This window comes from Azospirillum baldaniorum (genome assembly GCF_003119195.2).
GTDB classification, from domain to species: Bacteria; Pseudomonadota; Alphaproteobacteria; order Azospirillales; family Azospirillaceae; genus Azospirillum; species Azospirillum baldaniorum.
This window is the reverse complement of sequence record NZ_CP022254.1, coordinates 921,255-937,125: the sequence shown is the minus strand read 5'-3', so window position 1 is coordinate 937,125 and position 15,871 is coordinate 921,255. Positions and strand designations below refer to the sequence as shown.

General features: G+C 71.0%; 11 protein-coding genes and 1 pseudogene. 4 read left to right on the top strand and 8 right to left on the bottom strand.

Going from position 1 to position 15,871, the window contains the following annotated elements; genetic code table 11:
- Both paoC and Sp245p_RS18680 read left to right on the top strand, forming a co-directional pair.
- On the top strand, positions 1 to 2,193 hold the full coding sequence (paoC, locus tag Sp245p_RS18685; RefSeq protein WP_109138749.1) for an aldehyde oxidoreductase molybdenum-binding subunit PaoC: 2,193 nt from the start codon (positions 1 to 3) through the stop codon (positions 2,191 to 2,193).
- Between the two features lie 167 nt (positions 2,194 to 2,360).
- Entirely contained in the window at positions 2,361 to 2,918 is a 558-nt protein-coding gene (locus Sp245p_RS18680) for a glycine zipper 2TM domain-containing protein (protein WP_014197707.1), read from the top strand.
- Between the two features lie 28 nt (positions 2,919 to 2,946).
- Here the strand turns inward: Sp245p_RS18680 and Sp245p_RS18675 are convergent.
- A pseudogene (locus tag Sp245p_RS18675) lies at positions 2,947 to 3,150 on the bottom strand (transposase); the annotation flags it as partial.
- A 71-nt stretch (positions 3,151 to 3,221) separates the two neighbouring features.
- On the opposite strand from Sp245p_RS18675, the gene Sp245p_RS18670 reads away from it, so the two are divergent.
- Positions 3,222 to 3,851, top strand: a complete 630-nt coding sequence (locus Sp245p_RS18670; RefSeq protein ID WP_014197705.1) for a LysE family translocator — start codon at positions 3,222 to 3,224, stop codon at positions 3,849 to 3,851.
- A 20-nt stretch (positions 3,852 to 3,871) separates the two neighbouring features.
- Here the strand turns inward: Sp245p_RS18670 and Sp245p_RS18665 are convergent, their stop codons facing one another.
- The 6 genes from Sp245p_RS18665 to Sp245p_RS18640 form a co-directional block, all read right to left on the bottom strand.
- Positions 3,872 to 4,900: a 4-(cytidine 5'-diphospho)-2-C-methyl-D-erythritol kinase gene (locus Sp245p_RS18665; protein WP_014197704.1), complete on the bottom strand. Its 1,029-nt coding sequence runs from the start codon at positions 4,898 to 4,900 to the stop codon at positions 3,872 to 3,874.
- Positions 4,901 to 5,001: 101 nt separating this feature from the next.
- On the bottom strand, positions 5,002 to 6,696 hold the full coding sequence (locus tag Sp245p_RS18660) for a tetratricopeptide repeat protein (protein WP_244948020.1): 1,695 nt from the start codon (positions 6,694 to 6,696) through the stop codon (positions 5,002 to 5,004).
- A 207-nt stretch (positions 6,697 to 6,903) separates the two neighbouring features.
- A complete protein-coding gene (locus Sp245p_RS18655) occupies positions 6,904 to 7,899 on the bottom strand; it encodes a phosphotransferase (RefSeq protein ID WP_014197703.1) in 996 nt (331 codons plus the stop codon).
- Positions 7,896 to 8,432, bottom strand: a complete 537-nt coding sequence (gene moaB / locus Sp245p_RS18650) for a molybdenum cofactor biosynthesis protein B (protein WP_014197702.1) — start codon at positions 8,430 to 8,432, stop codon at positions 7,896 to 7,898. Before moaB ends, Sp245p_RS18655 begins: the two co-directional genes overlap by 4 nt.
- Positions 8,433 to 8,445: 13 nt before the next feature.
- Positions 8,446 to 10,404, bottom strand: coding sequence for a lytic transglycosylase domain-containing protein (locus Sp245p_RS18645; protein WP_014197701.1), 1,959 nt, complete (start codon positions 10,402 to 10,404; stop codon positions 8,446 to 8,448).
- Between the two features lie 519 nt (positions 10,405 to 10,923).
- The gene (locus Sp245p_RS18640) at positions 10,924 to 11,805 is read right to left on the bottom strand and encodes a uracil-DNA glycosylase (protein WP_014197700.1); all 882 of its coding nucleotides are present in this window, start codon (positions 11,803 to 11,805) and stop codon (positions 10,924 to 10,926) included.
- Positions 11,806 to 11,950: 145 nt separating this feature from the next.
- On the opposite strand from Sp245p_RS18640, the gene Sp245p_RS18635 reads away from it, so the two are divergent.
- Positions 11,951 to 13,600, top strand: a complete 1,650-nt coding sequence (locus Sp245p_RS18635) for an electron transfer flavoprotein-ubiquinone oxidoreductase (protein WP_014197699.1) — start codon at positions 11,951 to 11,953, stop codon at positions 13,598 to 13,600.
- Between the two features lie 20 nt (positions 13,601 to 13,620).
- On the opposite strand, the gene Sp245p_RS18630 is transcribed toward Sp245p_RS18635, so the two are convergent.
- Positions 13,621 to 15,852 (bottom strand): helicase-related protein, encoded by a 2,232-nt coding sequence (locus Sp245p_RS18630; RefSeq protein WP_014197698.1) that lies wholly within the window; start codon positions 15,850 to 15,852, stop codon positions 13,621 to 13,623.
- Positions 15,853 to 15,871 lie beyond the last annotated feature (19 nt).

The window sequence follows — 15,871 nt, the reverse complement described above, 5'->3', positions numbered from 1 at the left end:
ATGAAGTTCGACACTCCCGCGACCACCAACCCGATCGACCAGCTGAAGGTGGTGGGCAAGCCGACCGACCGCATCGACGGACCGCTGAAGACGACGGGAAAGGCCACCTACGCCTATGAATGGCACGACGTGGCGCCGAACGTCGCCTATGGCTGGGTCATCGGCTCGGGCATCGCCAAGGGCCGCATCGCGTCCATGGATCTGGAGGCGGCGCGGAAGGCCCCCGGCGTCGTCGCCATCGTCACGGCGGAGAACGCCGGCTCCCTCGACAAGGGCAAGCGCAACACCGCGACCCTGCTCGGCGGGCCGGAGATCGAGCATTACCAGCAGGCCGTCGCCCTGGTGGTGGCGGAAACCTTCGAGCAGGCGCGCACCGCGGCGGGGCTCGTCCGCATCGACTACACCCCCGCGGACGGCGCCTATGATCTGGCCGCGGCCAAGGACAAGGCGGAGAAGACCAAGGACGGCGATTCCGTCGTGGGTGATTTCGCGGGCGCCTTCGCGGCGGCTCCGGTGAAACTCGACGAGACCTACACCACGCCGGACGAAAGCCACGCGATGATGGAGCCGCACGCGACCATCGCCGCCTGGGAGGGCGACCGGCTGACCGTCTGGACCTCCAACCAGATGATCGACTGGATGGTGACCGACCTGTCGGCGACGCTGAAGATGCCGAAGGACAAGGTGCGCGTCATCTCCCCCTTCATCGGCGGCGGCTTCGGCGGGAAGCTGTTCCTGCGCGCCGACGCGCTGCTGGCGGCTCTGGGCGCGCGGGAGGCCGGGCGGCCGGTCAAGGTGGGGCTGTCGCGGCCGTTGATGATGAACAACACCACGCACCGCCCCGCCACCATCCAGCGCGTCCGCATCGGCGCCACGCCGGACGGCACGATCACCGCCATCGCCCATGAAAGCTGGTCGGGCAACCTGCCCGGCGGCTCGGAGGAGACGGCGACCGACCAGACGCGGCTGCTCTACGCCGGCGCGAACCGCCTGATCGGCAACCGCATCGCCACGCTCGACCTGCCCGAAGGCAACGCCATGCGGGCGCCGGGCGAGGCGTCGGGGATGATGGCGCTGGAGGTCGCCATGGACGAGATGGCGGAGACGCTGGGCATGGACCCGGTTGAATTCCGCATCCGCAACGACACCCAGACCGACCCCGCCGATCCCAACCGGGCCTTCTCGCAGCGCCAGCTCGTGCAATGCCTGCGCCTGGGGGCGGAGCGCTTCGGCTGGGCCAAGCGCAACCCGAAGCCGGGGCAGGTGCGCGACGGACGCTGGCTGGTCGGGCTGGGGATGGCGGCGGCCTTCCGCAACAACCTGCTGACCAAATCGGCGGCGCGGGTGCGGCTGGACCAGCGCGGGATCGTCACGGTCGAGACCGACATGACCGACATCGGCACCGGCAGCTACACCATCATCGCCCAGACCGCGGCGGAGATGATGGGGGTCGGGCTGGACAAGGTGGCGGTGCGGCTCGGCGATTCGAGCTTCCCGGTGTCCGCCGGATCGGGCGGCCAATGGGGCGCCAACAACGCCACCGCCGGGGTCTACGCCGCCTGCGTGAAGCTGCGCGAGGCGGTGGCGCAACGGCTCGGCGTCAACTCCGCCGACGCGCAGTTCGTTGACGGGCAGGTCGTCGCCGGCAACCGCAGGGTTCCGTTGGCCGAAGCGGCGGGCGCCAACGGCCTGTCCGCCGAGGACGGCATCGAATACGGCGACCTCGACAAGAAATACCAGCAGTCGACCTTCGGTGCCCATTACGTGGAGGCGGCGGTGGACGCGGCGACCGGCGAGATCCGCGTGCGGCGGATGCTGGCGGTCTGCGCGGCGGGCCGCATCCTGAACCCGAAGTCGGCGCGCAGTCAGGTGATCGGCGCGATGACCATGGGCGTTGGCGCCGCGCTGATGGAGGAGCTGGCGCTCGACAAGCGCACGGGCTTCTTCGTCAACCACGACCTCGCCGGCTACGAGGTACCGGTCCACGCCGACATCCCGCACCAGGAGGTGATCTTCCTCGACGAGACCGACCCGATCTCCTCGCCGATGAAGGCCAAGGGGGTGGGCGAGCTGGGGCTGTGCGGTGTGGGCGCGGCGGTCGCCAACGCGGTCCACAACGCGACGGGCCTGCGGGTGCGCGACTACCCGATCACGCTCGACAAGTTCCTGGATCGGCTGCCGGCGGTGGGGTGAGGTTGCTCTTGCCCCCCTCCTTGACCTTCCCCCGCGACGCGGGGGAGGGGTGGGGCGAGGTACCTCATTCGCGCGCCCCCAAAATTGTCACGCGCTTCACGGCTGTCGGGTGGATGAAGACTCCAGCCCCGGATGTTCATTCGGGTGAGACGTACCCTGGAGCCATCATGACGCACATCCGCTTCACCCCCAAATCCCTCGCCGTCGCGCTGCTGGCCGGTGTGGCGGCCCTGGGCGCGGGGGTGTCCCCGGTCCTCGCCGATCCGCCGGACTGGGCTCCGGCCCATGGCTGGCGCGCCAAGCAGGAGCGCCATCATGAGCGCGAACGCCATGACCGTGAGCGCCATGAGCGTGCCCGCTATTACGAGCATGGCTACATCGACGGCGGCTATGGCGACGGGCGTGTGGTGATCGTCCGCCGCCCTCCGCCGGTTGTGGTCTATGAGGAACCGCCGGTCGTGCATTACGCCCCGGCCCCCGTCTACATCGAGGAGCCGCCGCCGGTGATCGTCCAGCAGCGCCCGCGCGTGGTCCGCGCGGCGCCGCAGGTCGTGGAATGCGGGCCGCTCGATGGCGACCTGATCGGCGTGCTGGGCGGGGCCGCGGTCGGCGGGCTGGTCGGCTCGCAGTTCGGGCGTGGCGACGGCAAGCTGGCGGCGACGGCCGCCGGCACGCTGGGCGGCGCCATGCTGGGTGGCGCGATGACCCGCGGCGGTGGTTGCTAAAGCGGTTTTTCGATCCGGTTGCATAGCCGGCGTTCCAGAAGCCGTCGCGCGTCCGCTCGGCGGCCTTGCGCAGCAGAGCCTTGAGCTTGGCGAAAGCTGGCTCGATGGGATCGTGGTGGGGGCTGTAGGTCGGCGGGTCGAGGATCTGGGCGCCGCGCGCCTCGACTCCCTCGCGCCCCCCGGTCACCTTGTGGCCGGGCGGGTTGTCGAGGATGAGGAGGTCAGACTGTTCCTGGGAAAATCTGAGATTGTAAGCCGGCCAGATTCGTGGATCAGTCGTGGGCTGTCCAGAGGGAGATGATGATGCCGATAGAAGCTTGGCTTGCCTTTACCGCGGCATCCGCGGTGTTGTTGATCATCCCGGGCCCCACGATCCTGCTTGTGGTATCCTATGCGCTTGGTCAGGGCCGGCGTTCGGGGCTCGCCACCGTCGTCGGCGTTGCGCTCGGCGACTTCACCGCCATGACCGCATCCATGCTGGGTTTGGGTGTGGTGCTGGCCGCCTCGTCCCTGCTCTTCACCGCATTGAAATGGATTGGGGCGGCCTACCTCGTGTATCTCGGCCTCAAGTTGTGGCGCGCCCCGGTTGTCGAGGCCACATCAACCGAGCCGGCTCCTGCCGTGTCACCCTTCCGTATGGCCCTTCATACCTATGCCGTGACGGCGCTGAACCCCAAAAGCATCGTCTTCTTCGTTGCCTTTCTGCCGCAGTTTGTCGATTCCACTCAGCCGCTCTTGCCACAAATACTGATCATGGAAGCCACCTTCCTGGTGTTGGCGACCCTGAACGCCACGTTGTACGCACTTCTGGCCTCGGCGGCGGGACGAGCGGTGCAGCGCCCCTCGATCCGACGGATTTTCAATCGAACAGGGGGAGCCATGCTTATCGGGGCGGGGGTAATGACCGCAACGTGGCGGCGAACGGCGTCTTAATGCGACGGCCCGCATGAGGGTCAGCCGACGCCCCAGCCGCCGGTGTCCGGGAAGGGGACCGGCGGCGCTGGGGCGGTGGTGACCGCGGATGGCGCCACCAGTCCCTTGGGCAGCGGCGGCGCGTCTGCCGGGGTCGGCAGGAGCCGCGCGGACTTCGCCCACCAGCGCGGCTGCGCCGCCTGGATCGACCGGGCGGCCGCGCCCGCCGCCGCCGCATCGGCATAAAGGCCGAAGCAGGTCGCTCCGCTGCCCGACAGGCGGGCCAGCAGACAGCCGTCCGTGCCCTCCAGGGCCGCCAGCGCGTCGGCGATCACCGGGGCGACGGTCAGCGCCGGTTCGGTCAGGTCGTTGCGCCGCTCCTTCAGCAGCGCGGCCAGCGTCGCGGCGTCGGCCGGCGCCTCGGTGAAGCGGGTCGGTGCCGAGAAGATGCTCTTGACGGTGTCCTTGCGGGCCTTGAACACAGCGGGTGTCGGCACCGGCACGCCGGGGTTGACCAGAACCGCAAAGGTTTCCGGCAGGGCCGGCGCCTCCTCCAGCACCTCTCCCACGCCGCCGAAATAGCAACTCCGCCCGGCGACGCAGACCGGCACATCGGCGCCCAGCGAGGCCGCGACCTCGTAGACCCGCCGGTCGGTCACCGGCACGTCCCACAGCCGGGCCAGGGCGCGCAGCGTCGCCGCGGCGTCCGCCGATCCGCCGCCGATCCCGGAGGCGACGGGCAGCACCTTCTCCAGCGCGATCATGGCGTCGGCCTCGCGTCCAAGCCGGGCGGCCAGCGCGTGGGCGGCGCGGATGACGAGGTTGTGCGCCGGGTTCTCCCCCATCAGAGCCGGGCCGAAGGGGCCGGAGATGGCCAGCCGCGGCCCGACCGGCGGCAGGTCCACCCCGCGCAGCGCGATCCGCGCGACGCCCGGCTGCACCGTCACGCGGTCCGCCACGTCGGCGAAGGCGACAAGGCTGTCCAACTCGTGATAGCCGTCGTCCCGGCGGCCCACCACATGCAGATAGAGGTTCAGCTTGGCCGGCGCGGCCTCGGCGATGGCGCTCATGGTCGGGTCCCCCGAAACGAAAAGCCCTTCTTCCCGGCAGGGGGAAGAAGGGCTTTATGCGGCATGGGTGTGGCGAGCGCCAGAGCCTATGCAGGCGCGGCTTACTGAACCTTCGCCGGAGCGGCCTCGGCGGCCTTGGGGTCGATCAGGCCCTTGTCCAGCTTGGCCCGGATGTCCTCCTTCTGCGGCTCCTCCTCCGCGGTGCGGAGCGCGCGGGTCCACTGGAAGCGGGCCTCGTTGCGGCGTCCGACGCGCCAGTAGGCGTCGCCCAGATGGTCGTTGATGGTGGCGTCGGTCGGCTTCAGTTCCACCGCGCGCTCCAGCTTCTCCACCGCCCCTTCGAAATCGCCGGTGCGGTAGAGCGCCCAGCCCAGGCTGTCGACGATGTAGCCGTCCTTGGGGCGCAGGGCGACGGCCTTCTCGATCATTGTCTTGGCCTCTTCCAGGTTCAGCCCGCGGTCGACGTAGCTGTAGCCCAGATAGTTCAGCAGGAAGGCCTCGTCCGGCTTCAGCGCCAGCGCCGCCCGCAGGTCGCGTTCGGCGTCCGGCCAGCGATCCACCTTGTCGTAGGACATGGCGCGGGCGTAGAGCACCGCCCAATGCCGCTCCTCCGGCGTGCCGATGCGTTCCAGCGCCTTGCTGTAGCTGTCGGCGGCCTCGCCGTAGCGCTTGGCGACGCGGTACAGGTCGCCCAGCCGGATCAGCGCGTCGGTGCGCTCCGGACGCTCGGCGGACAGGGAGGAGAAGGCGGCGATGGCGTCGTCGGTGCGCTCCAGCCGGGCGAGGCTCTCGGCGGCGCGCAGCCGGGCGGTCCAGCCCAGCACCGGGTCCTTCTCCAGCGCCTGGAACTCGACCAGCGCGTCGGCGTGGTGGTCGCGGTTCTCCATGATGTCGCCGATCATCAGCCGCGCCAGGGACAGGTCGGGGCGCAGATGAAGGGCGATCCGTCCGAACAGCAGGGCGGTTTCCTCCGCCCCCTCGTGATGGATGGCGCTGCCCAGATCGAACAGGGCCTCCGCCAGCCCCTGCTTGGCGTCGGACACCACCGGGGCGGCGGCCTTGCCCTCGTCCAGCGCCTTCAGCGCCGGCTCGACCATCAGGCTGTCGGGATTGCCGGCGCGGAAGGACTCGTAGAGCTTGCGCGCCTCGTCCTTGCGGCCGGTGCGCTCGTAGAAGCTGCCGACGATCTGGATGACGCGCAGCGGCGCCTCCTTGTCGAGCACGCGGGCGAAGCGCTCCGCGGCGGCGTCCTTGCGCCCGCCCAGCTCCAGCAGCAGACCGGCGTGCAGGTCGTGCAGGGCGGCGAAGCCGCTGGCGGTGGAGAGCGGCTCCAGCGCCTTCAGCGCCGCGTCGGTCTTGCCCTCCGCGGCGGCCAGCCAAGCGTCGATCAGCGGGCCGATGTATTTCGCCATGCCTTCCTTGGGCATGCGCGCGGCCATGGCCTTGGCTTCCTTCAGCTTGCCGCGGGCCAGATTGTCGGAGGCCAGCAGGGCGATGGCCATCTGCGGGTCGTTGTCCTGCTCCAGCAGCCGCTTGGCGAGGTCGATGGCGGCGTCGAACTGCCCTTCGCCCAGCTTCAGCAGGTAGGTGCGGCGCAGCAGCGTCAGGTCGCCGGGGTCGGCGGACAGGGCGTGCGCCATGAACAGGGCGGCGGCGGCCCAATCGTCCTGGCGCTGGGCGAAGCGCCCGGCCAGATAGCTGCCGGTCGCCGAGGTCAGCGACGGGCGCTCCGTCGCCGCCGGGGCCGCGGCGACGGCGTTGCCGGCCGGCAGGAGGCCCGCCGTGGAAAGGAGCAAGGCACCGAGCGCCGTCCGACCCAACCGGGTCCGCCCAAATCGGAATGTCATCATGCCGCGTCCACCTGCACGCCTTACGGAGTCCGGATCAGGAAAGCCTGAAACTCGATTCCTCAGTCTAACACCAACCGCTGGCAAGGGTTAACCGCGCTGCGGCCCGAACCATCGCATGTCTCGACCGCCGGTCGGTCTTGATGCCGCCCGGCGCTACCGCCATTCGGCGGCGACCCGCCCGATGATCTCCGGGCGGAGGACGTCGACCGCGTGGGCGTCCATGTGGGCCGCCAGCGAGTCCGGCATGTCCGGCGACAGGGCCGACCCTTCCACCCGCCAGCGGGCCATCCAGGACAAGGTGCGCAGCCAGGTCAGCCGGCGCAAGGGCTGGCGCCACAAGCGCACCGCCTCGGCCAGCGCGGGCGGCACCGCCGCCTCCCAGGCTTCGTGGAACGCCGTGACCTCGTCCGGGGCCAGCACCGCCGCGACCTCCCTCTCCCACATGGTGGAGGTGTAGAGGCTGGCGTGGGCGAGGTCGATGGCCGGGTGGCCGTACTGGGCCTTCTCCAGATCGGTGAACCACGCCTTGCCGGCGTCGTCGATCAGGAAGTTGCCGGGGTGGACGTCGCTGCCGACCAGCGTGATGGGGACCGGCGCCGCGCAGCGGAAGGCGCGGGCGTCGTCGAGTTCCCGCTCCAGCAGGGCGAGGGCGTTCGGCGCCAGCCCGGCGCGCTCGAACCACACCGCCTGCCGCTCCACCTGGGCCAGGGTCGCCGCCACCGGGTCGGCGGGGGCGGGCAGGGGGGCACGCTCGCCGTCCGGGGGCAGGGGCAGCGCGTGCAGGGCGGCGAGCGCCCGCGCGATGGCCGGCATGTCGCCCGGCAGGCGCGGCGGGCGGCCGACGATTTCCGTCACCACAAGCGCGCCCATGGGCAGCTCCGGCCCCGGCGGCAGGACGGCGGCCAGCTCCGGCGTGTGTCCGCCGGGCGCGGCGCGGCGGAAGGCGGTGGCCTGCTGTTCCAGATTGGCGAAGGGGTCGAGCCCGAGCTGGCTCCAGCGCGGGACGCGGGCGACCAAGCCCTTTCCCGACAGCCGCACATGGTCGTGCGCCACGCCGCGGCGCGGCATCGGTTCCAGCGCGCCTTGCGGCAAACCGGCGAAGGCCGGCAGCCGCGTCAGGGCGCCGTGCAGGCCGGCTGTGTCGGTCACACCTGATGCTCGCGCAGGCGCGGCATCAGTTCGACGAGGTTGCAGGGGCGGTGCCGGTTGTCGAGCTGGAAGACCAGGATGTCGTCCCAGGCGTCGCGGCAGGCGCTGGGCGAACCCGGCAGGGCGAAGATGTAGGTGCCGTTGGCGACGCCGCCGGTCGCCCGGCTCTGGATCGTCGAGGTGCCGACCTTGGCGTAGCTGAGCTGACGGAACAGCTCCCCGAAGCCGGGGATCGCCTTGTCGAACAGGGCCTCCACCGCCTCCGGCGTCACGTCGCGGCCGGTCACGCCGGTGCCGCCGGTGGTCAGCACCACGTCGATCTCCGGATCGGCGATCCAGGCCTGGACCTGGGCGCGGATGGCGGCGACGTCGTCCTTCACGATGGCGCGGGCGCCCAGCCGGTGGCCGGCGCCGGCCAGCCGCTCCGCCAGCGCGTCGCCCGAGCGGTCGTCGGCGGGCGTGCGCGTGTCGGACACGGTCATGACCGCGATGTTGACGGGCAGGAACGGGCGCGATTCGTCGATCTTCGGCATGGCGGGGCTTCGGTCAGGGGGCTTCGCCGTGTTGCGCGACCTGGGTGGACCGGGCCGCCGGGAAGACATCCACCGGCATATAGACCGGCCAGCCGCCCGCCGCAACGGCGTCCAGCGATTCGATTTCCTGCCCCAGCCGCAGCCGGTAGATCCAGAAGTTGGCGACGACCTTCTCGACGTAGTTCCGCGTCTCGGCGTAGGGCAGGCTCTCGATGAAGAGCAGCGGGTCGTCACCGATGTCCGACAGATCGCGGCGCCAGCGCGCCAGCGTGCCGGGGCCGGCGTTGTAGGCGGCGGCCAGCAGGAACAGGTTGTTGCCGATGTCCTGGCTGTTCAGAAGCTCCGCCATGTAGCGCTGCCCAAGCTCCATGTTGGTGGAGGGGTCGAACAGGCCCGTGCGGCCGGCGTCGGCCTCGCCGATGTCGGCGTTGCGCTCCTGCACATGCTGGGCGGTGGCCGGCATGATCTGCATCAGGCCGGTGGCCCCGGCGGAGCTGACCAGCTTCGGGTCGAAGCGCGATTCCTGCCGCATCACCGCGAAGACCAGCGCGCGGTCCACGGCGAAGCCGTCGCGCGGCTTCCAGTGCGGCACCGGGTAGAGGGCCGCCGTGTAGGGCGCGCCGTCCGGACCGGCCACCGCGTTGCCGACCTGGAGCGCCAGCCCCGGCAGCCCGGCGCGGTCGGCCAGCGCCACCAGCGCCTGCTCGGCCAGCGCGTCGCCGCGCGGGTGGATGCGGCGCAGTTCCAGCTCGGCAGCCTCGCGCTGGCCGGCCTGGATCAGGGCGATGGCGCGGGTGCCACCGGGCAGGGCGGACAGCGCCTTCAGATGGTCCCCGGTCAGCTCCGGCGTGCGCCAGTTCAGGTCGCCCGAGCCGCCCAGCTTGCGGTGGGCGAGAAGCCCATAGAAGGTGTGCGGGTAGCGCGCCGCGGCGGCCAGATGGGTGCGGGCCTGCTCCTCGCGGCCCCGGCGGGCGTGGGCGCGGGCGGCCCAGAAATCGGCGGCGGAGGCCAGCCAGGGCGATCGCGGTCCAGCCTCGGCCAGATTGGTGAAGTGGCGGGCGGCGCGGTCGTACTGCTTCAGCCGCCAGGCGGCAAGGCCGGCGATCCAATGCGCCTCGGTCACCGCCGGGCCGGAGCGGGCGGCGCTGGCCGAGGCCAGCGACAGCGCCTGCGTCACGTCGCCGGAATAATAGAGCGAGGCGGCGATCCGCGCCCGCGCTTGGTCATACTGCACCGAATCGAGGCTGCGCCCGAAGTCGTCCTGGTTGAGCAGGGCGAGCGCCGCCCCCGGCTTGCCGGCACGCAGCAAGTCGGTCACGCGGGACGGGGTGGTGTGGTTGGTGCGGCTGGCGGTGCGGCTGCGCGGGGCGACGGTGAGCTTGGCCTTGTCCTCGGCCGCCTCGGCGCTCTTGTCCGGGTCGGACTGGTCCTCGTCGGAGACGGTCTCCGGCAGCGGTTCGGGGCGCAGGCCGCCCAGCCGCTCCAGCGATCCGGTCAGCCGCTCCCCGTCGCTGCCGCGCGGCGGCTTCAGGGCGCGCTGCTGGCCGGCGGGGGCGCGGCGCTGGGCCAGGGCGTGGATGCGCTCGGCCCCCGGCAGGTCGCCGTAGCGGTGGAGCCAGTTGGCCAACTCGTCGTAGCTGGCCTTGCGGTCGGGGTGCAGATAGCGCTGGCGCAGCACATGGCCCATCAGGCGGCGGTCCTGCAGCAGGCGGATTTCCCAGTCGGCGCCTTCCCATTCGCCCCGGTCCTGGAGCGCGAAGATGCGCCGGTAGTGGCGGGCGTCCTCTTCCGTCAGCTGGACGGCGCGCGCGTCGGCGTCCGTCGCCAGAAGCAGGTTCTGCTCGGCACGATCGAATCCCGGCGGGACGACGGGGCGTCCATCCGGCGCGTGGATCACAAGGCCGGCCTGGGCCGGGCGATAGCCGCCCGTCGGGTCGGGTGCCGCGCACAGCGCCAGCGCCACCCCCGCCATTCCCAGGACCTTCCGCCGCAGCGAGACGGTGTTTGCTGCGCTGCACAATATCCGGAACATGATATTCGAATAACCGCAGTGGACGGAAATCGCAAGAAGATGATTCCCCAACAGCGGTCAAGGTTGTCTGTTCGCAAGGGTTTTCAGCGACTTAGTGGAGGCGGAAAAATGGCCCTAGCCCAGTGGGAAGACCCTTTTGGCGCAAGGTCATGGGTCTTTCTGTGCCGTTTGGCGCAACGGCATAGCGGCGACTTGGTAAACCACTCCGATCTTTCGAAGTACTTGAGTAATGTTTGGATTGTCTATGGATGTCGAATGTTCGAATGACCGCGCAAGAATAAGCGCAATAAGCGGGACATTTTAGGAAATGCGTGGCGTTAACCATCGCTGTGGTGTTTGCCCCCACCCCGGCCCTTCCCCGCTGCGCAGGGGAGGGTGCCTTACGCAGAGTGGCGGCAGTCCCCTCCCCTGCGCAGCGGGGGAGGGTTAGGGTGGGGGAAAAACGACGATTGCGGTGGCTCAGCCCGGAAAGCGCTGGCGCAGGGTCAGCAGGTCGCGCCACGCCTCGCGCTTGGCGATGGGGTTGCGCAGCAGATAGGCCGGGTGAAGCATCGGCAGGACCGGCACCGGGCCGGACAGGCCGGGGGAGGCGTAGTCGAACCAGCGGCCGCGCAGGCGGGTGATGCCCTCCGCCCGGTTGAGCAAGGTCTTGGCGGAGGTGCCGCCCAGCGGCACGAGAACCTTCGGCTTGATCAGCTCGACGTGCCGTTCCAGGAAGGGCAGGCAGGCGGCGATCTCCGCCTGGGTCGGCGACCGGTTGCCGGGCGGACGCCAGGGCAGGATGTTGCTGATGTAGACCGCGCCGCGGTCGAGGCCGACCTGGGCCAGCATGCGGTCGAGCAGCTTGCCGCTGACCCCGACGAAGGGCTTGCCCTGCCGGTCCTCGTCCTCGCCCGGCGCCTCGCCGATCAGCATGATGTCCGCGGCGGGGTTGCCGTCGGCGAAGACCGTGTTCATCGCCGTCGCCTTCAGCGGGCAACCGTCGAAGGCGCGCAGCGCCGCCTCCAGCTCCTCCAGGCTGCGCGCCTCGGCGGCGCGGGCGCGGGCGCTCGCCCCGGCCTCGCTGGCGCCCAGCGGCAGGTCCGCCGTGACGGGCGCACCGAACATCGACGCGCCGGAGGGACCACCGAACGCCGGCCCCCCGAATACCGGCCGCGGCGTCGTCGCCGGGGCGGGGCGCGCCGCGGCGGGCGGCAGCGTCGACGCGCCGGCCGGCGCACGCGCCACCGCCGGCCGGGCGGCCAGCGTCGCCCAGTCCAAAGGCTCGTCCCCGATCACTTCGTCGCACCCGATGTCGACGTGCCAGCGCAGGGCGGCGAGGATGTCGGATTGGTCAATCATCGTTTGACCTTACCACGGCTCCTGTGGTCTTACATGGGCTTAGATATCCTTTTTGGCGGGTGCGAAAGGCATACGCCGTTCCGAAAGCCGCCGGACCCTGCGGAAATGGCCCCGGCGCTTCAATCAACCGGGAGGCATGGGGACCATGGATCGCGATCCGCGCGAGGTGATGGAGTACGACGTCCTTGTCGTCGGAGCCGGCCCGTCGGGCCTGAGCGCGGCCATCCGCCTGAAACAGCTCGCCAATGAGGCCGGACAGGAATTGTCGGTCTGCGTCGTCGAGAAGGGCTCGGAGGTCGGCGCCCACCTGCTCTCCGGCGCGGTGTTCGAGCCGCACGCGCTCGACGAGCTGATCCCCGACTGGAAGGAGAAGGGCGCGCCGCTCACCACCCCGGCCCGCGAGGACCGCTTCCTCTTCCTCACCGAGACCAAGGCGCTGAAGTCGCCCTTCGCCCCGCCGCAGATGCACAATCACGGCAACTACATCATCAGCCTCGGCAACCTCGCCCGCTGGATGGCCGGGCAGGCCGAGGAGCTGGGTGTGGAGATCTACCCCGGCTTCGCCGCGGCGGAGGTGCTCTACGACGACACGGGCGCCGTCAAGGGTGTGGCCACCGGCGACATGGGCATCGGCAAGGACGGCGAGAAGACCGCCAACTACACGCCGGGCATGGAGCTGCACGCCAAGCAGACCATCTTCGCCGAGGGCTGCCGCGGCTCGCTGACCAAGACGCTGTTCGAGCGCTTCGACCTGCGCCGCGACGCCGATCCCCAGACCTACGGCATCGGCATCAAGGAGCTGTGGGAGGTTGCGCCGGAGAAATCCCAGCCCGGCCTGATCGTCCACACCATCGGCTGGCCGATGGACCCCAAGACCTACGGCGGCTCCTGGCTCTACCACATGGAGGGCAATCTGGTGTCGGTCGGCTTCGTGGTCGGGCTCGACTACGAGAACCCGCACCTGTCGCCCTTCGAGGAGTTCCAGCGCTACAAGTCCCACCCGGCGATCCGCCCGACCTTCGAGGGCGGGCGGCGCATCGCCTACGGCGCGCGGGCGCTGTCGGAGGGCGGGTTCCAGTCGATCCCCAAGCTGACCTTCCCCGGCGGGGTGATCGTCGGCGACGCGGCGGGCTTCCTGAACGTGCCCAAGATCAAGGGCAACCACACCGCCATGAAGTCGGGCATGCTGGCGGCCGAGGCGGTGCATGAACTGCTGTCGGCCGAGGCGCCGGCGCGCGAGGCGGTGGCCTACCCGGAGAAGCTGAAGGCGTCCTGGGTGTGGGCGGAGCTGTTTGCTGTGCGCAACATCCGCCCCGGCTTCCAGAAGGGCCTGTGGGCGGGTCTGGCCAACGCGGCCTACGAGACGGCGACCAAGGGCAAGTCGCCGTGGACGCTGCACCACCGGCACGGCGACCACGAGACGCTGAAGAAGGCGTCGGAGATGCCGAAGATCGCCTATCCCAAGCCGGACGGCGTGGTGTCGTTCGACCGGCTGTCATCGGTGTACCTGTCGAACACCAACCACGAGGAGGACCAGCCGGCGCACCTGACGCTGAAGGACGCGGCGGTGCCGATCGCGGTCAATCTGGCGCTCTACGACGCGCCGGAGACGCGCTACTGCCCGGCGGGCGTGTACGAGATCGTGCGGGCGGCGGACGGCAGCGACCCGCGGCTGCAGATCAACGCGCAGAACTGCGTGCACTGCAAGACCTGCGACATCAAGGACCCCACCCAGAACATCAACTGGGTCGTCCCGGAGGGCGGCGGCGGGCCGAACTATCCGGGCGGGATGTAAGGTCCCGCTCTACCGCCGCCCTACCGCCGCGGTCCGAAGCGCTTGCGCGGGGCGCCGCGGAAACCGGCCTTGGGCGGCGGCTCGCGCCGCTGTCCGGCGGACCGCGCCCCGCGCGTGGCGAGCAGGTCGGCCAGCCGCCGGCTGATCTCGCCGCGGCGGTTGCGCACCGCCTCCCGTTCCGGGAACAGGGTCGGGAACTTGCGCGCCGCCCAGTAATAAAGATCGCAGGCCCGCGACAGCCCTTCCAGCGCCGCCCCGTCCAGCCCGTCGAGCCGCGCCGGGACGAAGCGCCCGAGCGGCGACGGCTCCCCCGCCTCGACCGCGCCGAGGATGGCGGCGAGGATGCGGGCCTCCGCCTCGTCCTCCAGGTCGGCGGGGATCAGCAGCAGGTCCAGCTTGGCGGGCAGGGTCAGCCGCCGCTCGTCCAGCATCAGTGCCAGCCGCCGCATTCCCGACAGGTCGCCCACCCGGTAGGGCGACCCCGCCGTGCGGGCGTCGGCGACGCAGTCGAGCAGCAGGACCGTCTCCTCCGTCCCGATGTGCTCGGCCAGACGGGCCAGCATGGCGCGGGTCGGCCGCACGGTCAGCGGGGCGTCGGCGCGCAGCCGCCCGTCCGCCTTCTCCAGCAGGGTGCGCAGGGCCTGCGGCGTGCCCCGCCCAACCACGCCGAACTCCCCCGACTCGAACTTGCCGAAGCGCCCGGCGCGGCCGGCGATCTGCTTGACCTCCGTCGCGCTCAGCGGGCGGACGCTGGTCCCGTCGAACTTCTCCAGCGCGGTGAACAGCACACGGCGGCAGGGCAGGTTCAGCCCCATGCCAATGGCGTCGGTCGCCACCACCACGTCGGCCTCGCCGGACAGGAAGCGCGCCGCCTCCCGCCGCCGCACCTCCGGGGCCAGCGCGCCGTAGACCGCGGCGACCGACAGGCCCTTGGCGCGCAGCGTGTCGCGCACCGTGTGGATCTCTCGCCGGGAGAAGGCGATCAGCGCGTCGCCGGGCTCAACCTCCTCCCAGTTCAGGCGACGGTCGATCAGGGTCAGCGGCACCTTGCGCTCCAGCTCGATCACCTCCAACCGCTCGCCGAGATGGGCCGCCACCCGCTCGACCAGCGGGCGGGCCTCCGGGGCGCCCAGGATGTAGACGGTCTCCGCCGGGGCGCCCATCAGCGCCGCCGTCCAGGCCCAACCGCGGTCGGGATCGGCCAGCATCTGGATTTCGTCGATCACCGCAACCTCCACTGGGCGGTCGGGGTCCATCACCTCGATGGTCGAGGCGGTGTGGCGGGCGCCGGGCGTCGCAATCGCCTCCTCGCCGGTCAGCAGGGAGGCGGGGGTGCTTTCGGCGTTCAGCCGCTCCATCACCTCCAGCGCCAGCAGGCGCAGCGGAGCCAGATAGATGCCGTCCCAGGCGCCCTTCAGCGCTTCGATGGCGTGGTGGGTCTTGCCGGAGTTGGTCGGGCCGATCACCAGGACCAGCCGCCGCCCCAGCCCACGGGCCACCGGGAACAGCTTCTCGAAGCGGGCAAGGTCGAAATGCCGGTCGACATAGGCGCGGCCGCGTGCCTCCGCCCGCTCGCGCCGCCACACGGCGAACTCGCGGTCCCAGCGCTCCAGCAGCTCGTCCACCCCATGGCGGTTGCGGGCGGCGCGGGACAGCCGGTCGGCCAAAGACGCGAAGGTCCAGGCATCGTCTGCCCCCTCCGCCTCCCCGGCGTAGCGGTGCAGCCGGGCGGCGGCGCGCGACAGCGCGTCCTCCAGCGCGGTGGTCAGCGCCGGGTCGCCCTCCAGCCGCAGGGCCAGATCGTCGTCGCTCAACTCGGCGAGTTCCATGGCGTCGAGCACGCGCGAGACCTGGAGCCGCACCGGGGCGGGCAGGCCGGGCCAGGGCAGGTCGTCGCTGCGCACCGCCCGGACCCGCGTGCGGTCGTCCGCCGGGTGAAGGCTGGTCGACCAGCCTTCCAGCGCGCGGCGCCCCTGGGCGAGCAGGGCGTTGCGCCGCCGCGCGCGGTCGAGCGTGCCCTGGATTTCCAGAAGCACCGCCTCGCGGCGCTCCGCCGGGACGAGCAGGTCGCGCTTGCCCTTGGGCAGGGGCAGGCCGAGCGGCACCAGACCCAGCCCCTCGCCATGGGCCACCCGCGCCACGCCAGCGGCGGCGGCGGTGACCACGTCGGGGTGGGCGCTGGCCAGTTCGTGCACCAGATGCGGGTCGGCGGGCTCGCCGGTGCCGGGAACGTCGGGAGAGGTCATGTCCATAGGGCGCGGTCTCTGGAGA